The sequence below is a fragment of the Actinokineospora guangxiensis genome (genome assembly GCF_042657845.1).
Taxonomy (GTDB): domain Bacteria; phylum Actinomycetota; class Actinomycetes; order Mycobacteriales; family Pseudonocardiaceae; genus Actinokineospora; species Actinokineospora guangxiensis.
This window is the reverse complement of record NZ_JBHSKF010000005.1, coordinates 67945-87388: the sequence shown is the minus strand read 5'-3', so window position 1 is coordinate 87388 and position 19444 is coordinate 67945. Positions and strand designations below refer to the sequence as shown.

The window sequence follows — 19444 nt, the reverse complement described above, 5'->3', positions numbered from 1 at the left end:
GGCAGGCTCGGGACGGTCATCCCCGCCCCACGGGGGTGACCGTCCCGCGCGCGCCGTCCACGACCACCCGGTCGCCGGTGGTCAGCCGCGCGGTCGCGTCGCCGCAGCCCACGACCGCCGGGATGCCCAGCTCGCGGGCCACGATCGCGGCGTGCGACAGGGGCGCGCCGACGTCGGTCACCACGGCGGCGGCCCGGGGGAACAGCGGTGTCCAGCCGACATTGGTCGAGCGCGCCACCAGGATCTCGCCCTGCCGCAGCGCCGCGCCGTCGGCCGGGGTGGCCACCACCCGCACGACGCCCTCCACCACCCTGGGCACGCCGGGGAAGCCGGTGATCGCGCCGTCGCGGGCAGGCGGCTGGTCGAACGGGTCGAAGCGGCCGCGGATCAGCGACGGGTACGGGGGCAGCGCCCGGTAGCGGTCGTAGGCGGCGCGGCGGGCCGGGATGGCCGAGGTCGCCGAGTCATCGCCCGCGAGCAGCGCGGCCACCTCGGCGAAGGTCAGGAAGAAGGCGTCGTGCCCGGTCAGCTCGCGCACCCGCAGCAGGAAGGCGCGCAGCACGCCGACGACGCGGATCAGCTCGGAGCGGGCCAGCTCGCGGAGTCTGCCCGCCGCGGCGGCCTCGCCGAGCAGCGCGCCGACCTTGCGCGCCCTGCGCGGGTGGCGCTGTTCGAGCCGCCGCCACGCGGCGTCGCGGGCCTGGGCCTGCCGGGCGAGCAGCGCGCCCGGGTCACCGGGGTCGGGGGCGTTCTCCGGCCACCCCGGGTCCTCGGCGGGCCGAGGCGCGGCCAGCTCGAACTCCTCCGGGCAGCGGTGCCCCCACGCGGCGGTGTACTCGTCGCGGCCGATCTCCCCGGCTCGCAGCCTGGCCAACCCGACCAGCGGTCCCAGGCTCGCCAGCTCGCCCCCGCCGCCGTGCATCCCGGTGAGCAGCGTGGTGGCGTCCTGTTCCCCCGCGAGCCTGCGCAGCACCTTGCGGACCCGTCCCGGCCCGCCCATGCGCGCGCCCGCGTCGAGCGTCGGCGCGCTGAGCGCGAGCAGGTCCGCCAGTTCGCGAGTCCACAGTGTACGGATTTCGGCCAGGTCGGCCCCGGCGATCCGCGCGTGCAGGTCGGCGCACCGGGCCGGGGCTTGAGCGACCGTGGCGGCCATGCGCCTCTTGTGCGCGGCGCCCTCTCTGGCGAAACGCGCGACCGCCCGCAGCACCGCCGTGCGCGACAGCCGCACCGATGGCACCTCCACCCCGTCGGGCACCCGCCCGAACACCTCGGCCGCCTTCCGCGCGACCACCCCGCGCAGCCCGAACGCCGCGCCGACGGCGTGGTAGAGGCTGAGGTTGAGGTAGAAGCGCCCGCCGATGTTGCCCGCCATGGGGTGCCCGTCGATCGGCGGCATGGCCAGCGCCGACACCAGCGACCACGTCGCGGGCGTGGTCACGCTGGGCACCGCCTCGCCGACGTTGCCGTCGGTCCAGAGGTAGTCGCCCAGCAGGGAGTCGTTCCACACCTCCCCGAGCCCGGTGATCGGCCGCGCCTGCAGCAGCGCGAACCGGCCCCCTGCCCGAGCCCACTCGACGTCGACCGGCTCGCCGATCACCTCCTGGGCCCGGCGGCCGAGCGCGGCCAGCTCGGCGAGGTCCTCCGCGCTGAGCACGGGCACCCGGCGGCGCTCCGGCGGCACGGGCGCGAGCGCGGTGCCGCCGCCGGCCCGCACGGTCATGACCGCCTTGTCGGCGACGTGCCCGCCGACTTCGCGGCCCTCGGCGTCGAGCACGTGGAAGTCGGCGGTGACCTGCCCGCCCACCACCGCCTCCCCCAGTCCCAGGCGGCGTTGACGACGGTCTGCGCGCGGTCACCGGTCAGCGGGTTGGCGGTGAACAGCACGCCGGCGGCGTCCGCGTCCACCATCCGCTGCACCACGACACCGATCCGCGCTCCCCGCACACCGTGGCGCTCCCGATAGGCCACCGCCCGGTCGGTGTCCAACGACGCCCGGCACGCCCGGATCGCGTCCACCACCGCATCCGCGCCCCGCACCCACAGGAACGAGTCGTGCTGGCCCGCGGCCGACATCCCGGCCAGGTCCTCGCTCGTCGCCGACGAGCGCACAGCCACCGGCCCGCCCCGGTAGGCCCGCCGAACCGCGTCGACCGCGTCCTGCTCCGCGAGCACGACAAACCCCGGCGGCACCGGCAACCCCGCCCGGACCAACCGGCTGAGCGAAGCCGCCTTCCCTCCCGCGGTGGCGATATCGACCCTGTCATCCTCCAGCGAAAGCACGTCCCCCATGCGCCGAGCCTAGTCAGCTCCAATGCGCCGGACGGTCCTTTTCCGGGGAGAGCAGCGTTGTGCGGTCCCCCACGGCGGCGGTGAGCTGTGGCTGGGTGAGGAACAGCGCCCGCCGCAGGTCGGCCCCCCGCAGGTCGGCTCCCCGCAGATCGGCGCCCGTCAGGTCGGCCCGCCCCAGATCGACGCCGCGCAGATCGGCCCCCACCAGCACCGCGCCCCGCAGCGACGCACCCCGCAGCTTCCGGCTCCGCAGGTCCCGCCCGATCAGCTGGGCCCCACCCAGGTCCGGCCCCTTCCCCCTGGCCAACCCGCTCGCCGCCCGCAGCGGCCCCAGCGCCAGCTGCCGCAAGGACCCGACATCGCAGCCGGGGTCCTCGGCGGCGGCGTCGACGGTGTCCCGGACGCGGATGAGGTCGCCGCGCACCGCCGCCGCCTCCGGCAGCGCGAGCGCCTCCTCGATGTGCCACAGCACCTCGTGCAGCTCCCGGACCTTGCCGAACCACGCGAACTGCCGCTCGGCGTCGGCGGCGGAGGCCCGCCAGCCGCTCCCCCGGGAGACCCGCTGCCCGGCCCCGAAGCACTCGAAGACGGTGCACCCCCGGTACCCGCTCTCCCGGAGCCGGTCGTGGATTCCGCAGCGGTAGTCCGCCCGCAGGTTCCCGCACGGCTTCCCGGCCTGCTTGTCCACCGCGAAGTCGGCCGACTTGGGGAACGGCAGCGCGACGCAGCACAGCCCGTGGCACCGGGAGCAGTCGGCACGCAACTCGGTCACCCGCCCACCGTACTTTGTCGCCCACCGGGTCTAACCTGGCGCGGTGCCCGCGACCACCATCGACTTCCACGCCACCGTCGACGCCCTCCCCGGCGTCGAGCGCGGTGAGGGCGGCGACTACACCTGGTTCAGCGTCCTGGGGAAGCGCTTCGGCTACTACTGGCCGAGGACGCAGACGGTCGGCCTGAAGCAGACCCTGTCCGAGCAGGAGGCCCTGGTCGCCGAGCGCCCCGAGGTCTTCGAGGTCCAGTTCACGATGGGCGGCTTCGGCTGGGTCGTCGTGCACCTGTCGGGCATCGAGTCCGACGAACTGCGCGAGCTGGTCTTCGAGGCGTGGCGCCTCTCCGCTCCGGCCGAGCTGGGCGCGACCACCGCCCTCCCGTGGGGCTAGTCCGTCACAGCAATCGGACGGCGTAGGGGACGAGTCCGCCCCAGCGGACCGATGTCACCCGCACCCGGGACCCGCTGAACGGCGCTTCGACCATCTGCCCGTTCCCGATGTACATGGCCACGTGGTGGATGCGGCCCCTGGTCGCCCAGAACAGCATGTCCCCCGGGCGCATGCTGTTCAGCGACACCTTGCGCCCGTAGGTCGCCTGGTAGCCGGAATAGTGCGGTAGTCGGATGCCCACACCGGCGAAGGCGTAGATCATCAGGCCCGAGCAGTCGAACCCGATCTTGTTGTAGTCGCCGTAGGAGTCGGCCACGCCGCCGTCGCGGATGCCGCGGGTGGGGCCGTAGGCGTTGCCGCCGCCCCAGGCGTACGGCAGGCCGATCTGCGAGAGCGCCCGGTCGATCACCACGCGGACCGATCCGCCCGCGGGCGGGCGCGCCGACGGCCGCTGCGGACGCGGGGTGCTGGCGGCGGCCTCCTCGCGCCGCTTGTCCGCCAGCCACTGGTTGTAGCGGGACCGCTGGGCCTCCAGGCCTCCGACCCGGCGCTGGGCCGCCGCCAGCTGCCGCTCGTAGTCCGCCCGGGCGGCCTCCAGCTCGGCGGTCTTGGACTCCGCGTCCCGCCGGGCGGCCGACGCGGTCGCCATCGCCGAGTCGGCGTCGCGCTTGGCCTCCTCGGCCTTGTCCTCCGCCTGCTCGGCCTGGGTCAGCGCCTGCCGGGCCAGCGAGTCCTTGTTCGCCTTCTGGGTGCGCGCGCGCTCCATCCTGGCGAGCGCGTCCAGGTGGCTGCCGCCGACCGCGTCGAGGAGCTGGGCGCGGGCCAGCAGGTCCTCCGGGCTGGCGGCCCCCACGTACGCCGAGATCGACCCGACGGTGCTGCCCTGCTTGTAGCTGCCCGCCGCGAACTCGTCCAGTTCGGCGCGGGCGTCGTCCACGACCCGGGCCGCGCCGTCGGCTTCCCGGGACGCGGCGGCGGCGTCGGCGCGGGCCTTCTTGGCGACCTCGCGCGCGGACTCCAGGTCGACCAGCGCCTGGTTGGCCTCCTCCATCCGCAGCTCGACCTCGGCGTGCAGGTCCATCAGGCGGGCCTCGGCCTGGGCGAGCTGGTTGGTCAGCCTGCCGACCTCGCCCGCCTTGTTCTTGGCGGCGCGCTTGCCCGCGTCGATTTCGGACTGGCTCGGATTCGGCGGGGGCGGGGGAACCGCGACGGCCGACCCTGCGGTCGCGACCACGAACAGCAGCGCGAGCAGCACGCTCCGCACAACGACCGCCTCCCCGTATTGGCGTGTCCTGGATGGACCCGGTCCTCACCGGACGCCCGGTCGACTGTGCCACTTCGGACACATCATGACCAGTCGTAACAGGGACAACAGCGACAACTCTGACCACATTCACGACGAATGACACTCTGAGTATTAGCGATCACCCGCCGACATCACCCGGTAGTGCCAACAGGCGCGGGTCGGACCTGCGACGATGACCGCGTGCCCACCCGCTCCTGGATCGCGCTGGCCGCCGGCCTGATCGGCCTCATCACGGCCGTGACCGGCATGTTCCTGCCGTGGCTGCGCTCGGGATCGGTGATGCGGGACAGCTTCGAGGTCGTCGGCGTCATCCAGACGTTGGGTTTCCTGCGCGGCGACGCGCTGGAGGCCCTGATCTACGTCTGGTTCGCGCTCATCCCGGTGATCACGCTGAGCATCGCGGCGTACGCGCTCGGCGCACGGCGGGTGGGCGCAACGTTCGCGCTGCTCCCGACGATAATCATCGGAACCATCGCGGGTGGTGCGCGCGTCGAAGCCGACAGCGGGACAGGTTCTGTCGGGATCACCGCGACCGGCCCGACGGTCTGCCTCATCGGCGCCGCCTTGGCGCTGGTGGCAGCGCTGGGGACGCTCATCGGCGAGCGCGGGCGCACACGCGAGAACGCAGGAGGGGAACGGTGACGTATCCAGGTCAGGGCGGTCAGTGGCCGCCGAACGACCCGTACGGACAGGGTCAGCCGCAGGGCTACCCGCAGCAGGGCGGGTACCCGCAGCAGGGGGGCTACCAGCAGGGACAGCCCCAGCAGGGTTATCCGCAGCAGGGCTTCCCGCAGACGGGTCCGCAGCAGCAGGCGTTCCCCCAGACCGGGCCGCAGCCCGCCCAGCCCAACTACGGGCAGACACAGTACGGGGGCCAGTACGGCTACCCGGCCCCCGAGCCGCCGAAGAAGGGCCGCAAGGGCCTGGTCATCGGTGTCGTGGCCGCGGTGATCGCGGTGGCGGCAGGCGTCGGCGCGACGGTCTTCTTCATCAACCGCAACAACACCGTGGCCGCGGGCGCGGAGACGCCGACCACGGCGGCGACGAACCTGGTCACGGCCATCGGCCAGGGTGACATCGCGGGCGTGCTGACCGGGCTGGCCCCGGCCGAGCGCGACCTGATGTCGACGCTGAACAGCGAGACCACCAAGGAGCTGGTGCGCCTGGAGGTCTACAAGCCCGACGCCGACCCGAACCAGATCACCGGCTTCGAGATGAAGGCCGAGAACCTGACCTTCGACGACGCCAAGGCCGAGAAGGTCAACGACCGGATCACGATCACCAAGCTGACCGGCGGCACGCTCACCATCACCTCGGACATGAGCAAGCTGCCGTACACGCAGGAGTTCATCGACGCCGCGTTCCCGCGCGGGGTGGCCGAGCGCCCGCAGACCGAGACGGTGGACATCGCCGAGGAGGTCGCCAAGAACGGCGGCGAGCCGATCAACATCGCCACCGTGAACGTCGACGGCGAGTGGTACCCGTCGCTGTTCTACACGCTGGCCGACTACGCGCTGGCCGAGGCGAAGCTGGAGTGGCCGAAGGAGGCCATCCCGGCCAACGGCGCCAACAGCCCGGAGGAGGCCGTCCGCGGTCTCGCCGACGCCGCGCTGGACGCCGACCTGCGCCGGGTGATCGAGCTGCTGCCGCCGGACGAGATGGGCGTGCTGCACGACGTGGGCCCGGTGCTGATCGAGCAGGCGGGCCGCATCGAGGCCGCCCCGGCGCGGATCATCGAGCTGGAGACCGAGACCACCGACGTCGAGGACGGCACGAAGGTGCTGCTCAAGAAGCTGGTGCTGGAGGTCGAGGGCGAGACGGGCACGATCACCAAGGACGGCGAGTGCTATTCCGCCGAGGTGCAGGGCCAGCCCGCGCAGCGCATGTGCGCCGACGACCTGGCCCGCGAGTTCGCCGGGACGGGCATGCCGCCCGCCGTGGAGAAGGCGCTGACCGGCCTGGTCAAGGGCATGATCGAGAACACCGGCGTGGTGACGGTCGAGGTTGACGGCAAGTGGTACGTCAGCCCGATCCGCTCGCTGACCGACGTCATGGTGACCGCGCTCAAGAGCCTGGAGGCCGAGGACGTGCGGGCGCTGCTGGAGATGGCGAACTAAGCACGGCGCTTGTCGCGGAGGCCCCCGGGACCACGGTCCCGGGGGCCTCCGCGCGTCGTGGATCACACCCCGGCGCGCCGACTTGAAACCTAATACAGGACAAGCGTACTGTTTGCGGTGAGCAGGGGGTTGCTGCGGGCCGCGGCCGGGTACGCGAGACTCACCCCCGTCGATCCGAACCGACATGCGCCGCCACTGGAGTTGGACGTGACCACACCGAGCAAGGACAGCTTCGGCGCCCGCGCCACGCTGAAAGTCGGAGACGCCTCCTACGAGGTCTTCCGCCTGGATGCCGTGCAGGGTGCCGAGCGCCTGCCGTACAGCCTGAAGATCCTGCTGGAGAACCTCCTGCGCACCGAGGACGGCGCGAACATCACCGCCGACCACGTCCGCGCCCTCGCCGAGTGGGACCCCGCCGCCGAGCCGTCGACGGAGATCCAGTTCACCCCCGGCCGGGTGGTCATGCAGGACTTCACCGGCGTGCCCTGCATCGTCGACCTGGCGACCATGCGCGAGGCCGTGACCCAGCTGGGCGGCGACCCCGCCAGGGTCAACCCGCTGGCCCCGGCCGAGCTGGTCATCGACCACTCCGTCATCGCCGACATCTTCGGCCGCCCGGACGCCTTCGAGCTGAACGTCGACCTGGAGTACGAGCGCAACAAGGAGCGCTACCAGTTCCTGCGCTGGGGCCAGAGCGCCTTCGACGAGTTCAAGGTCGTCCCGCCCGGCACCGGCATCGTGCACCAGGTCAACATCGAGCACCTGGCCCGCGTGGTGATGGTCCGCAACGGGCAGGCCTACCCCGACACCCTCGTCGGCACCGACTCGCACACCACGATGGTCAACGGCCTGGGCGTGCTGGGCTGGGGCGTCGGCGGCATCGAGGCCGAGGCCGCCATGCTCGGCCAGCCGGTGTCGATGCTGATCCCGCGCGTGGTCGGCTTCAAGCTGCACGGCGAGCTGCCCGCGGGCGCCACCGCCACCGACCTGGTGCTGACGATCACCGAGATGCTGCGCAAGCAGGGCGTCGTCGGCAAGTTCGTGGAGTTCTACGGCTCCGGCGTCACCGCCGTCCCACTGGCCAACCGCGCCACCATCGGCAACATGTCGCCGGAGTTCGGCTCCACCGCGGCGATGTTCCCGGTCGACGCCGAGACGATCGAGTACCTGCGCTTCACCGGCCGCTCCGAGGAGCAGGTGGCGCTGGTCGAGGCCTACGCCAAGGAGCAGGGCCTCTGGCACGACCCGGCCGCCGAGCCGGTGTTCTCCGAGACGCTGGAGCTGGACCTGGCGACGGTCGTGCCGTCCATCGCCGGCCCGAAGCGCCCGCAGGACCGCATCGAGCTGACCGACGCCAAGTCCGCCTTCCGCGCGGCGCTGGGCAGCTACGCCACCCCGCACTCGGCGGTGGACGAGGCGGGCGAGGAGTCCTTCCCGGCCAGCGACGCCCCCGCGGTGTCCGGCGGCAACGGCGAGGGCAAGCCCGTCGACTACCACTCGGCGGCCAAGAACGCGAGCGGCCGCACCAGCAAGCCCACCAAGGTGACCGTGGACGGCGCGGAGTTCGAGCTGGACCACGGCGCGGTGGCGATCGCGGCGATCACCTCCTGCACCAACACGTCCAACCCGTCGGTCATGATCGGCGCGGCGCTGCTGGCGAAGAAGGCCGTCGAGCGCGGCCTGGAGCGCAAGCCGTGGGTGAAGACCACCCTGGCGCCGGGCTCCAAGGTCGTCATGGACTACTACGAGCGCGCGGGCCTCATGCCGTACCTGGAGAAGCTGGGCTTCCACCTGGTCGGCTACGGCTGCACCACGTGCATCGGCAACTCCGGCCCGCTGCAGGAGGAGATCTCCGCCGCGGTGCAGGAGGCCGACCTGGCGGTCGTGTCCGTGCTCTCGGGCAACCGCAACTTCGAGGGCCGGATCAACCCGGACGTGAAGATGAACTACCTGGCCTCGCCGCCGCTGGTGGTGGCCTACGCGCTGGCCGGGTCGATGGACATCGACATCGCCACCGAGCCGCTGGGCACCGGGTCCGACGGGCAGCCGGTGCACCTGAGCGACATCTGGCCGTCGCCGCAGGAGATCGCCGAGACCATCTCCTCGGCGCTGTCGGCGGAGGGCTTCTCCTCCAGCTACGCCGACGTGTTCGCCGGTGACCAGCGCTGGCAGTCGCTGCCGACGCCGACCGGCAACACCTTCGAGTGGGACACCGAGTCGACCTACGTGCGCAAGCCCCCGTACTTCGAGGGCATGGAGATGCAGCCCGCGCCGGTGACCGACATCGAGGGCGCGCGCGTGCTGGCCCTGCTGGGCGACTCGGTCACCACCGACCACATCTCCCCGGCGGGCGCCATCAAGCAGGACACCCCGGCGGGCAAGTACCTCACCGAGCACGGCGTCGAGCGCAGGGACTTCAACTCCTACGGCTCGCGCCGCGGCAACCACGAGGTCATGATCCGCGGCACGTTCGCCAACATCCGGCTGCGCAACCTGCTGCTCGACGACGTGCAGGGCGGCTACACCCGCGACTTCACCAAGGACGGCGAGCAGGCGTTCATCTACGACGCCGCGCAGAACTACGCCGCCGAGGGCACGCCGCTGATGGTGCTGGCGGGCAAGGAGTACGGCTCCGGGTCCTCCCGCGACTGGGCGGCCAAGGGCACCTCGCTGCTGGGCGTGCGCGCCGTCATCGCCGAGTCCTTCGAGCGCATCCACCGCTCGAACCTCATCGGCATGGGCGTGCTGCCGCTGCAGTTCCCGCAGGGCGAGACGGCCGAGTCGCTGGGCCTGGACGGCACCGAGACCTTCGCGATCGCGGGCATCACCGAGCTGAACGACGGCTCGACCCCGCGCACCGTCAAGGTCACCGCCACCAAGACCGACGGCGGCACCGCGGAGTTCGACGCGGTCGTGCGCATCGACACCCCCGGTGAGGCCGACTACTACCGCAACGGCGGCATCATGCAGTACGTGCTGCGGAAGATGGTTTCCCAGTAAGGGTTCCCGCGTGACGGCGGGGCCGCTCCCTCGATGGGGCGGCCCCGCTGCCGTCTCACCAGGACTCGGCGACGTAGGTGGCGAAGTCCTTGGGCGGGCGGCCGGTGACCCGCTCGACGGTGTCGGTCGGCGCGGCGTCGCCCTGCTCGGCCAGCGCCCGGAACGCCGCGATGGCGCCCTCGATCTCGGCGTCGTCCTGGAAGGACATCGCGGCGCGGTAGTCGTCGGGTTCCCCGGCGAAGCGGATCTCGCGCCCGGTGGCCCGCCCGATCTCGCCGAGGGCCTCGCCGAAGGAGAGCGCCCGCGGCCCGGAGATGACCAGCGTCTCCCCCGCGTGCCCGTCCTCCAGGAGCCCGGCCACGGCGACGGCCGCGATGTCGTCGGCGTCGATGAACGCCTGCCGCACGTCCCCCACCGGCAGCGCCACCACCCCCGCGTCCACGGCGGGCCGCAGAAACCCGGCGTCGAAGTTCTGGTTGAACCAGTCCGGCCGCACGACGACCCACTCCGCCCCGGCGGCCTCCACCACCCGCTCGGCCTCCAGCAACCGCTGGTCCCCCATGACCTCGATCCCCTGGCTGGACAGCAGCACCACCCTGCGCACCCCGCTGTCCACGGCCAGCCGGACGAAGTCCTCCGCCACCGCCTGCCCGTCCGGCGCCATCAGGTACAGCCGCCGCGCGCCTTCCACCGCCTGCTCCCAGGTCGACGGCTCGTCCCAGTCAAACCGCACCTCCCCGGACCGCGACGCCGCCCGCACACCCGCACCGCGCTCCCGCAGCTGGGCGACGACCCGCCGTCCGGTGGTTCCGGTCGCGCCGAGGACGAGGATGTCGTTGTTCGCCATGCCCCCAGCACAACACGCGCCACCGACAGCCGCAGAGCGCGAGTAATGCGCCACATTAAGCGCCGTGCCGTTCGCGACCGGGCGTAGGTTGGGTCGGGAGGTCGCGCATGTCCTGGACAGTCCTGCTGGCGGCAGGCGGAATCGTCCTCATCGGTGCCGTGGTCCAAGGTGCTGTCGGCTACGGGCTCAACCTCATCGCCGGACCGTTGCTGGCGTTGCTGGACCCGGTGTTCGTGCCGGTGCCCATCCTGCTCATCGCGTGCTTCCTGGCGGGCGCCTACGCACTGCGGGAGCTGCGGGCGGTGCAGTGGCACGGGGTCGGGTGGGCGATGGTGGGGCGGGTGCCGGGGAACCTGCTCGGGGTGCTGGCGCTGGCGCTGCTGCCGGTCTCCGGGTTCAACCTGGTCATCGGGGCGACCGTGCTGCTGTGCGTGGTGCTGTCGGTCCTGACGTGGCGGCCGAGGGTGACGCGGCCGGGGCTGGTGGTGGCGGGGACGGCCTCTGGGGCGTTCGGGACGGTGTCGGCGATCGGGGGGCCGCCGATGGCGTTGCTGTACCAGAACGAGTCGGGGCCGGCGGTGCGGGCGACGTTGAACGCGTTCTTCCTGGTGGCTTCGGTGTCGTCGGTGGTGACGTTGGCGGTGGCCGGGCAGGTGCGCGGTGAGCACCTGGTGGCGGGGGCGATGCTGCTGCCGTTCATCGCGGTCGGGTACCTGGTGTCAGGCCCGCTGCGGGACCTGCTGGCCGGGCCGCGGCTGCGGGTCGCGGTGCTCGGGGTGGCGGGGGCCAGCGCGCTGGTGCTTATCGGCCGCAGCATTCTTTAATCCATTTCGGACTCAGTTTCGATAATCCGCGCGCAGATCGAAACTATTCGGAACCGGAAAGGTTTGAAGTTTCGTTGATTTCCACCGCATACTCCCTTTCGCCAACGGAAAGGGGCGCAACGATGCGCACAGTATCCAGCCCTCGGGCGAAAGTCTTTCGGAACGCGGTGGTGGCGGGAGCGGTGACCGCGGTGGCTTCCACCGCGGTGGCGCTGCTGACGGCGCCCGCGGCGCAGGCGGCCACCACGCTGGCCGGGGCCGCCCAGGAGAAGGGACGCTACTTCGGGACGGCGGTGGCGGCGAACAGGCTGTCCGACTCGACCTACGTGGGCATCCTGAACCGCGAGTTCGACTCGGTGACCGCCGAGAACGAGATGAAGATCGACGCGCTGGAGCCGAACCAGAACCAGTTCGTCTACACCAATGCCGACCGGATCGTGAACCACGCGATCAACCAGGGGAAGAAGGTGCGCGGGCACACCCTGGCCTGGCATTCCCAGCAGCCGGGCTGGATGCAGAACATGAGCGGCAGCACGCTGCGCAACGCCATGCTCAACCACGTCACCAGGGTCGCCACCTACTACCGCGGCAAGATCCACTCCTGGGATGTGGTCAACGAGGCGTTCGCCGACGGCAGCTCCGGCGCGCGCCGCGACTCCAACCTCCAGCGCACCGGCAACGACTGGATCGAGGCCGCCTTCCGCGCCGCCCGCGCGGCCGACCCGGGCGCCAAGCTCTGCTACAACGACTACAACACCGACAACTGGCAGCACGCCAAGACCCAGGCCGTCTACCGCATGGTGCAGGACTTCAAGTCCCGCGGCGTGCCCATCGACTGCGTCGGCTTCCAGGCCCACTTCAACAGCGGCAACCCGGTGCCCAACAACTACCACACGACGCTGCAGAACTTCGCCGACCTCGGCGTCGACGTCCAGATCACCGAGCTGGACATCGAGGGCTCGGGCACTTCGCAGGCCGAGCAGTACCGCGGCGTCACCCAGGCCTGCCTGGCCGTGGCCCGCTGCACCGGTATCACCGTGTGGGGCATCCGCGACACCGACTCCTGGCGCGCCTCCGGCACCCCGCTGCTCTTCGACGGCGGCGGCAACAAGAAGGCCGCCTACCACGCGGTCCTCGCCGCGCTGGGCGGCAGCTCGACCAACCCGCCGACCACCACCACGACGCCCCCGCCCGGCGGTGGCGGCTGCACCGCGACCTACTCCCCCGCCGAGAGCTGGCCCGACCGCTTCAACGGTCGGGTCGCGGTGACGGGCTCGAACAACTGGATCGTCACGGTGACGCTGAGCAGTCCGCAGCGCATGAGCGCGACCTGGAGCGCCCAGTTCAGCTGGGACTCCTCCGGGATGGTCGCGACCGTGCGGCCCAACGGCAGCGGCAACAACTTCGGGTTCACCGTCATGCACGGCGGGAACACCTCGACGCCCCGGGTCAGCTGCCGGGTCGCCTAGTCAGCGCGGACGGGGTCGCCGCAGTGTCGCGGCGGCCCCGTCCGCGTGCTCACTCCGCGCGGGCCAGGGAGAGGGCGAAGCGGTTCTCCGGGTCGGTCCACCAGCGGTGCACGGTGAAGCCCGCGGCTGTCAGCTCCTCGGTGACGCCGTCGCGGCGGAACTTCGCCGAGACCTCGGTGCGCATCTCCTCGCCCTCGGCGAACTCGACCGCCAGGCCCAGCGCGGGGACGCTCACCCGCTGGGCGCTCCTCGCGCGCAGCCGCATCTCGATCCACTCCCGCTCGGCGTCCCACACCGCGACGTGCTCGAAGGCCTCGACGTCGAAGTCCGCGCCCAGCTCGCGGTTGATGACGTGCAGGACATTGCGGTTGAACTCGGCGGTGACGCCCGCTGCGTCGTCGTAGGCGCGGACCAGGGTCTCCTCGTCCTTGACCAGGTCGGTGCCCATCAGCAGCCACTCCCCCGGCATCAGCGTGCCGCGCAGCGAGCCGAGGAACTTGGCGCGCTCCTCGGGCAGCAGGTTGCCGATGGTGCCGCCGAGGAAGGCCACCATGCGCGGCGGCTCGCCGGGCACCAGCGACAGGTGCTCGGTGAAGTCGCCGACCACCCCGTGCACCTGGGCGAGCGGGTACTCCTCGCCGAGCGCGGCCGTCGCCTCGCGCAGCGCCGACTCCGAGACGTCCAGCGCCACGATCCGCTTGAGCAGCCCGCCGTCGCGCAGCGCGTCCAGCAGCAGCCGCGTCTTCTCCGAGGAGCCCGACCCCAGCTCGACCAGGGTGTGCGCGCCGCTGGCCTCGGCGATCTCGGCGGCCCGCTCGCGCAGGATCGCCGCCTCGGCGCGGGTGGGGTAGTACTCGGGCAGGCGGGTGATGGCGTCGAACAGCTCGCTGCCCCTGGCGTCGTAGAACCACTTGGGCGGCAGGGACTTCGGGGATGCCGTGAGACCGGCGCGCACGTCGGCGGCGAGGCCGCGGGCGGCGTGGTCGGCGGGCAGGTGGATGTCCACGGTGGGGCGCACGGGGGTGCCTTCCGGGGTCAGCGCGCGGACGCGCACGTCGGGATGGGGGTCGAGGGTGGCGGTCACCAGCAGGCGGTCGCCCAGCGGCTCCCACCCGGGCGCGTCGTCCCACGGTTCCGAGGCCAGCACGACGGAGTCGTCGGTGCGCAGCGCGGACAGGGAGTGCCACCAGGTCGTCGCGGCCAGCGTGCGGCCGTCGCTGAGCAGGAGGGTGAGGCGGGAGTCGGGCGCGCGGGCCACGACGTCGGCGACGACGGCGGCCAGCGCCTCGTCCAGGCCGGCGCCCGCGCGCAGCCGCCCGCGCACCAGCAGCCAGAGGAACGCGCTGTCGGTGGGGGCGTCGATGGTCATCAGGTCGGCGGCGGGCAGCCCGGCGGCGAGGTCGGCGACGCTGTGCGGCCAGCCGGTGACGACGCCGTTGTGGCTGAACAGCCAATCGCCCTCGGTGAAAGGCGCGCAGGCGGTCTCCACGACGGGCATGCCGACCGTCGCCGAGCGCACGGCGGCCAGCACCGACCCGCTCTCGGTCGCCGCGGCCACCGAGGCGAACGACGCGTCCGTCCACATCGGAACCGCGCGGCGGTAGCGGACCACGCCCGACGGGCAGTGCCAGCCGACGCCGAAGCCGTCGGCGTTGACCGTGCCGCCCTGACGCATGTCGACCGGCGCCCAGGACTGCCGGAGCAGCCCGGACGGCGGGTCGAGCAGCAGCCGGGACAAGGGCACGGCGGGGCCCAGGTACCCCAGGTGGCGGCACACGGGTCAGGACCCGTCCGCGTCGCGGGCGCAGCGGAACCCGGCGAAGATCTGCCGCCGGATCGGGTGATCCCAGTTGCGGAAGGTGCCGCGCACGGCCGAGGCGTCGGTGCCGAAGGAGCCGCCGCGCAGCATCTTGTAGTCGCCGCGGAAGAACACCTCCGAGTACTCGCGGTACGGGAACGCGGCGAACCCGGGGTAGGGCAGGAAGTCCGAGTCGCACCACTCCCACACCTCGCCCATCAGCTGCCGCACGCCCAGCGGCGACTCGCCGTCGGGGTACGCGCCGACCGGGGCCGGGCGCAGGTGGCGCTGACCGAGGTTGGCGTGCAGCGGGCCGGGATCGTCGTCGCCCCAGGGAAAGCGGCGCGAGCGCCCGCTCGCCGGGTCCCAGCGGGCGGCCTTCTCCCACTCGGCCTCGGTCGGCAAGCGTTTGCCCGCCCACCTCGCGTAGGCGGCCGCCTCGTGGAAGCAGACGTGCACCACCGGCTCGTCCGGCGGGACCGGCTCCACGACGCCGAAGCGGGTGCGCAGCCAGCGGTCGCCGTCGCGCTCCCAGAACCGCGGCGCGCGCAGCGAGGCGGCGGTGCGGTGCGCCCAGCCCGCTTCCGACCACCAGCGCTGGTCGTCGTAGCCGCCCGCGTCGATGAAGGCGAGGTAGTCGCCGTTGCTGACCGGGACCGCGTCGATCCAGTACGGCGCGAGGTCGACGGCGAAGGCGGGGCCCTCGTTGTCCAGCGCCCACGGCTCGGTCGAGGTGCCCATGGTGAACGGCCCGCCGGGGACGAGGACCTCGCGCGCGGGCAGCGGCGCGGCGGGCGGCGGCTCCGGCGCGTGCAGCACCGGTCCGCCCGTGCGCAGCTGGTGGGTGGCCAGCATGGTCTCGGCGTGCTGCTGCTCGTGCTGCACGATCATGCCGAAGGCGAAGGCGTTCTCCACCAGCCTGCGCCCGCTCAGCTCGGTCGACTCCAGCACGTCGAGCACCTTCTCGCGCACCTGGCTGACGTAGCCGCGCGCCTCGGCGGGCTTGAGCAGCGGCAGCGACGGGCGACTGGCCCGGGAGTGCTGGAAGGCGTCGTAGAGCTCATCGATGTCGCTGCGGACAGGCTCGCGCCCGCCGACGTCGCGCACCAGCCACAGCTCCTCCTGGTTGCCGATGTGGGCGAGGTCCCACACCAGCGGCGACATGAGCTTGGAGTGCTGGCGCACCAGGTCGTCGTCGTCCACGGCGTCGGTGAGCGCGGTGCTGCGCTCCCGCGAGCGGCGCAGCTCCGCCGCGACGCGGGAGCGCAGGCGGTTGGCTTCGGTGCTTTCCGATCCGGTCAGGTCCAGGCTGGTCATGCCGGCCTCCCAGTGGTGGTGAGTCGATCGGCGGTGCGGGACAGGCGCGCGGTCACGGCCGCGGCGGCGCCCGGGGGCAGGCCGAGCGCGGGCAGCGCGCCGAGGCCGAGGTCGATGACGGTGCGCGCGGCGGCCGCGGTGGGGGCGTCGGCCAGGCCGAACTCGGCCGCGGCCAACCAGCGGTCGGCCACGTCCGCGCACGCGTCCACCACGGATCGCACCGTGGTGCGCGCGGACATCAGCGCGGCCAGCAGCGCGGCCGGGGTGACCCAGTCGCCCTGCTGGGCGTCGAGGTAGCGCACCTCCAGGTAGCCGTGCGGGCGCACGGGCGGGAAGAGGGTGCTGATGTGGTAGTCGAGGTCGTCGGCCGTCGGGGGCCCGGGCAGGGCTCCGTCGACCCAGTCGGCGAAGGTGACGCCCGGTGGGGCGTCCCAGCAGTCGCCCGCGCCGCGCACGCACAGCAGCGGAGCGGCCATGACGTAGTCGACCCAGGCGCCCACCGGATCGCCGGTGATGGGCACCGGTCTGCTGCGGACCGGGTCGACGCCCAGCACCGCCCGCGTCCTGGCCGACGCCCAGCCGGTGTCCGCCCCGGCCAGCACCGGGGAGTTGGCGAACAGGGCGACGAAGACCGGGCCGAGGGAGTTGATCGCCGCCCAGCGCGGGGCGACGTCGTCGGCCTCGCCGACGTCGAGGCAGACCTGCAGGCCCGCCGTGGCGGCCATCATCGTGATGCCGTGGGGTCCGACCGGGGTGAACGCCCGCTCCATCGCCGCGTAGCGGGGGGTGTGGAGCAGCCGGGCCGGGGTGCGGAACGGGTCGGCGCCTCGGTCTCCGAGGGCGAGCCCGACCTCGTCGAGGAGGTGGACGAGGGTGCGGTGGTCGGCGGTGACCGCATCGATCAGCGTGCCGAAGTCCGCTGCGGGCTGGGAGGAGATCTCGACCTGGCCACCCGGTTCCAGGGTGACCATCGAGCCCGCGGGAAGGCTGTTGTGGGGGCTGTCGGGGCGAAGGGTCGGCGGGGAGTGGTCGCCCAGCGCGGCGGCCAGGGTGGCCAGGTCGAGCCGTCGCCGGGGATCGTCGCGGTGGTGGACGGTCCATTCCAGCTCGACGCCGGTGAGCCGCGGCGGCCCGTGCTTGAAGCAGACGGAGGCCACGTAGGCCTCGGCTTCGACTCGGGCCCGCAGCCGCTGCCCGTCCGGTTCGACGGATTTGCGGAGTGCGGTCACGTGCAAGTCCTCTCGTGCCGTAGCATCACCGCTTCGCGGTCGTTCTCGAAGCTACACGCGAGATCTGACAGCCGCAGGAAGCGCGAGCGGGGGTGACCCGCAATACGTACGTACGGATTGCTTCTTTCCCAGTGGGCTGCCACGATCGCCCCATGCCACGGGTGAGCCAGGACCATCTCGACGCGCGCCGCCGCCAGATCCTCGACGGGGCCCGCTCCTGCTTCGCCCGCCACGGCTACGAAGGAGCGACCGTGCGCAGGCTGGAGGAGGCCACGAAGCTCTCCCGCGGCGCGATCTTCCACCACTTCCGCGACAAGGAGTCGCTGTTCCTGGCCCTCGCCGAGGACGACGTCCTGCGGATGACCGACGTGGTCGCCGAACAGGGCCTGGTGCAGGTGATGCGCGACCTGCTCGCGGCTCCCCCCGGCAACGGCGACGGCCCCGCGGACTGGCTGGGCACCCGGCTGGAGGTGTCGCGGCGGCTGCGCACCGACCCGGAGTTCCGCTCCCGCTGGGCCGAGCGCTCCAACCAGCTGACCGTCGCCACCCGCGAGCGCCTGCTGCGCCAGCGCGAGGCGGGCAACCTGCGCGACGACATCGACGTCGCGGTGCTGACCGCGTTCCTGGAACTGGTCTTGGAGGGCCTGGTCTCGCACCTGGCCATGGGCCTTCCCGCCGACGATCTCGGCCCGGTCCTGGACCTGGTCGAGGAGTCGGTGCGGAGGCATCGCCGGGCAGGCTGATGCGCGCGTTCGTGGCGGCGGCGGGCTGCGCGCGGGTCGCCGACGAGATGGTCGGCGTGGCGGTCGTGCTGCTGGTGCTGGACCGGACCGGCTCGCCCGCGATGGCGGGCGCGATGGTGACGGCGTACACGCTGCCGTCGGTGCTGTCGGGCCCACTGCTGGGCGCGTGGCTGGACCGCTCGCGCTACCGGCGATCGGTGCTGGCCTTCGGCGGGGTCCTGCTGGCGGGCGCGTGCGCGGGAATCCTGGCGACCGCGGGCACGTGGGTGGCGTTCGCGCTGGCGGCGCTGACCGGCGTGGCCCTGCCGCTGACCTCGGGCGGCTACTCCAGCCTGGTGCCGCACCTGGCCTCCGCCGACGCCCTGCCCAAGGCCAACGCCCTGGACGCCTCGGTGTTCAACTTCGCCGCGATCGCCGGTCCGGCGGCGGCGGGCGCGGTGGCGGCGGTCTCCCCGGACGCGGCCGTCCTGGTGATCGTCGGCCTGGCGCTGGCGGGCGCGGCGCTGACCGGCCTGCTGCCGCCGGTGCCTCCGGTCGAGCGCGAGCGGGAGGGGCTGCTGGCGACCGTGCGCGCCGGCCTGCGCCACCTGGCCCGCACTCCCCCGCTGCGCGGCGCGACCCTGACCTCGGTGCTGAGCCTGGGCTCGGTGGGCATCCTGGCGACGGCGCTGCCGCTGCGCACCGCGGAGCTGGGCGCGGGCACGAGCGCGGCGGGCCTGGTGTGGGCGGCCCTGGAGGTCGGCTGCCTGGCGGCGACGCTGCTGCTGGGGCGACGGCTCGGCGGGCGCCGGGTGGAACTCGTCGTGTACGGGTGCACCGCCGCCTACGGGGTGGCGATGCTGACCTGGCCGCTGGCCGGGTCGCTGGTGGTGCTGCTCGGGTTGGCGCTGGTGGCAGGGACGGTCGAAGGCCTCGCGCTGCCGGGCATCATGGCGACCCGGCAGCGCCACAGCCCGCCGGAACTGCTGGCCCAGGTGGCGACGACGGGGGCGAGTCTGAAGGTCGGCGGGTTCGCCGTCGGCGCGGCTGTCGGCGGGTGGCTGGTGCCTTCGGCCGGGCCGGCGGCGGCGATCGCCGTGGTGGCGGGGACACAGCTGGCGGCGGCGGGACTGGGCTGGCTGGCAGGGCGAGATCGGACCAATCAGTCGTAGAAGAGGCCGTCGCGGCTGAGCGGTCCGTCGCGGCCACCGCCCCACTTCGCCGGGCCGGTCGCGAACAGCGCGTCGATGCCCCAGTAGAGCAACGGGGTGGCGCTCTCCTCCTGGATCGCCCTGGCCAGCGTGGTCTTGCCCACGCTCGACGTGCCGTTGAGGAACGCCACCGCCATGTCAGCTCGCCGCCG

General features: G+C 72.8%; 16 protein-coding genes and 2 pseudogenes. 8 read left to right on the top strand and 10 right to left on the bottom strand.

What is annotated here, in order from left to right; all coding sequences use genetic code 11:
* Nucleotides 1–16: 16 nt before the first annotated feature.
* The 3 genes and pseudogenes from ACFPM7_RS12800 to ACFPM7_RS12790 form a co-directional block, all read right to left on the bottom strand.
* Nucleotides 17–922 (bottom strand): PEP-utilizing enzyme, encoded by a 906-nt coding sequence (locus tag ACFPM7_RS12800; RefSeq protein ID WP_378247984.1) that lies wholly within the window; start codon nucleotides 920–922, stop codon nucleotides 17–19.
* A gap of 648 nt (nucleotides 923–1570) precedes the next feature.
* A pseudogene (locus ACFPM7_RS12795) lies at nucleotides 1571–2073 on the bottom strand (PEP/pyruvate-binding domain-containing protein); the annotation flags it as partial.
* Nucleotides 2074–2302: 229 nt separating this feature from the next.
* On the bottom strand, nucleotides 2303–3061 hold the full coding sequence (locus ACFPM7_RS12790) for a pentapeptide repeat-containing protein (RefSeq protein WP_378247393.1): 759 nt from the start codon (nucleotides 3059–3061) through the stop codon (nucleotides 2303–2305).
* Between the two features lie 58 nt (nucleotides 3062–3119).
* Here ACFPM7_RS12790 and ACFPM7_RS12785 point away from each other — a divergent pair, with 58 nt between their 5' ends.
* Nucleotides 3120–3452 carry an MmcQ/YjbR family DNA-binding protein gene (locus ACFPM7_RS12785; protein ID WP_378247982.1) on the top strand — a complete coding sequence of 111 codons (333 nt, stop codon included), beginning with the start codon at nucleotides 3120–3122 and terminating at the stop codon, nucleotides 3450–3452.
* Between the two features lie 4 nt (nucleotides 3453–3456).
* On the opposite strand, the gene ACFPM7_RS12780 is transcribed toward ACFPM7_RS12785, so the two are convergent.
* Complete coding sequence (locus tag ACFPM7_RS12780) at nucleotides 3457–4716, bottom strand: NlpC/P60 family protein (protein WP_378247391.1); 1260 nt, start codon at nucleotides 4714–4716, stop codon at nucleotides 3457–3459.
* Between the two features lie 222 nt (nucleotides 4717–4938).
* Here ACFPM7_RS12780 and ACFPM7_RS12775 point away from each other — a divergent pair, with 222 nt between their 5' ends.
* From ACFPM7_RS12775 to ACFPM7_RS12765, 3 genes are all read left to right on the top strand, one after another.
* Nucleotides 4939–5400 (top strand): hypothetical protein, encoded by a 462-nt coding sequence (locus ACFPM7_RS12775; protein WP_378247390.1) that lies wholly within the window; start codon nucleotides 4939–4941, stop codon nucleotides 5398–5400.
* Nucleotides 5397–6875 carry a flagellar basal body protein FliL gene (locus ACFPM7_RS12770; RefSeq protein WP_378247388.1) on the top strand — a complete coding sequence of 493 codons (1479 nt, stop codon included), beginning with the start codon at nucleotides 5397–5399 and terminating at the stop codon, nucleotides 6873–6875. Before ACFPM7_RS12775 ends, ACFPM7_RS12770 begins: the two co-directional genes overlap by 4 nt.
* A 207-nt stretch (nucleotides 6876–7082) precedes the next feature.
* Nucleotides 7083–9875, top strand: a complete 2793-nt coding sequence (locus ACFPM7_RS12765) for an aconitate hydratase (RefSeq protein WP_378247386.1) — start codon at nucleotides 7083–7085, stop codon at nucleotides 9873–9875.
* A gap of 55 nt (nucleotides 9876–9930) precedes the next feature.
* Here ACFPM7_RS12765 and ACFPM7_RS12760 read toward each other — a convergent pair whose 3' ends face one another.
* Nucleotides 9931–10722, bottom strand: a complete 792-nt coding sequence (locus ACFPM7_RS12760; RefSeq protein ID WP_378247384.1) for an NAD(P)H-binding protein — start codon at nucleotides 10720–10722, stop codon at nucleotides 9931–9933.
* A gap of 107 nt (nucleotides 10723–10829) precedes the next feature.
* On the opposite strand from ACFPM7_RS12760, the gene ACFPM7_RS12755 reads away from it, so the two are divergent.
* Complete coding sequence (locus ACFPM7_RS12755) at nucleotides 10830–11546, top strand: sulfite exporter TauE/SafE family protein (RefSeq protein WP_378247382.1); 717 nt, start codon at nucleotides 10830–10832, stop codon at nucleotides 11544–11546.
* 122 nt (nucleotides 11547–11668) lie between these two features.
* A complete protein-coding gene (locus ACFPM7_RS12750) occupies nucleotides 11669–13015 on the top strand; it encodes a glycoside hydrolase family 10 protein (protein ID WP_378247380.1) in 1347 nt (448 codons plus the stop codon).
* A gap of 49 nt (nucleotides 13016–13064) precedes the next feature.
* On the opposite strand, the gene egtD is transcribed toward ACFPM7_RS12750, so the two are convergent.
* From egtD to ACFPM7_RS12730, 4 genes and pseudogenes are all read right to left on the bottom strand, one after another.
* Nucleotides 13065–14033, bottom strand: coding sequence for an L-histidine N(alpha)-methyltransferase (gene egtD / locus ACFPM7_RS12745; protein ID WP_378247980.1), 969 nt, complete (start codon nucleotides 14031–14033; stop codon nucleotides 13065–13067).
* Between the two features lie 51 nt (nucleotides 14034–14084).
* Nucleotides 14085–14792 (bottom strand): annotated as a pseudogene (egtC, locus tag ACFPM7_RS12740) (ergothioneine biosynthesis protein EgtC); the annotation flags it as partial.
* 3 nt (nucleotides 14793–14795) lie between these two features.
* Complete coding sequence (egtB, locus tag ACFPM7_RS12735) at nucleotides 14796–16130, bottom strand: ergothioneine biosynthesis protein EgtB (protein WP_378247378.1); 1335 nt, start codon at nucleotides 16128–16130, stop codon at nucleotides 14796–14798.
* Nucleotides 16127–17359 (bottom strand): glutamate-cysteine ligase family protein, encoded by a 1233-nt coding sequence (locus ACFPM7_RS12730; protein WP_378247376.1) that lies wholly within the window; start codon nucleotides 17357–17359, stop codon nucleotides 16127–16129. The genes egtB and ACFPM7_RS12730 overlap by 4 nt, the downstream gene beginning before the upstream one ends.
* A gap of 152 nt (nucleotides 17360–17511) precedes the next feature.
* Here ACFPM7_RS12730 and ACFPM7_RS12725 point away from each other — a divergent pair, with 152 nt between their 5' ends.
* Entirely contained in the window at nucleotides 17512–18102 is a 591-nt protein-coding gene (locus ACFPM7_RS12725; protein WP_378247374.1) for a TetR/AcrR family transcriptional regulator, read from the top strand.
* Nucleotides 18102–19253, top strand: a complete 1152-nt coding sequence (locus ACFPM7_RS12720) for an MFS transporter (RefSeq protein ID WP_378247372.1) — start codon at nucleotides 18102–18104, stop codon at nucleotides 19251–19253. Before ACFPM7_RS12725 ends, ACFPM7_RS12720 begins: the two co-directional genes overlap by 1 nt.
* Here ACFPM7_RS12720 and ACFPM7_RS12715 read toward each other — a convergent pair.
* Nucleotides 19244–19429 (bottom strand): phosphotransferase-like protein, encoded by a 186-nt coding sequence (locus tag ACFPM7_RS12715; protein WP_378247370.1) that lies wholly within the window; start codon nucleotides 19427–19429, stop codon nucleotides 19244–19246. The two genes, ACFPM7_RS12720 and ACFPM7_RS12715, sit on opposite strands and share 10 nt — an antisense overlap.
* Between the last annotated feature and the right edge of the window lie 15 nt (nucleotides 19430–19444).

Bases quoted from the DNA above. Each gene is read 5' to 3' on its own strand.
- ACFPM7_RS12760 (WP_378247384.1), bottom strand. From the start codon at position 10,722: ATGGCGAACAACGACATCCTCGTCCTCGGCGCGACCGGAACCACCGGA.
- ACFPM7_RS12800 (WP_378247984.1), bottom strand. From the start codon at position 922: ATGCACGGCGGCGGGGGCGAGCTGGCGAGCCTGGGACCGCTGGTCGGG.
- ACFPM7_RS12725 (WP_378247374.1), top strand. From the start codon at position 17,512: ATGCCACGGGTGAGCCAGGACCATCTCGACGCGCGCCGCCGCCAGATC.
- ACFPM7_RS12755 (WP_378247382.1), top strand. From the start codon at position 10,830: ATGTCCTGGACAGTCCTGCTGGCGGCAGGCGGAATCGTCCTCATCGGT.
- ACFPM7_RS12750 (WP_378247380.1), top strand. From the start codon at position 11,669: ATGCGCACAGTATCCAGCCCTCGGGCGAAAGTCTTTCGGAACGCGGTG.
- ACFPM7_RS12720 (WP_378247372.1), top strand. From the start codon at position 18,102: ATGCGCGCGTTCGTGGCGGCGGCGGGCTGCGCGCGGGTCGCCGACGAG.
- ACFPM7_RS12715 (WP_378247370.1), bottom strand. From the start codon at position 19,429: ATGGCGGTGGCGTTCCTCAACGGCACGTCGAGCGTGGGCAAGACCACG.
- egtB (WP_378247378.1), bottom strand. From the start codon at position 16,130: ATGACCAGCCTGGACCTGACCGGATCGGAAAGCACCGAAGCCAACCGC.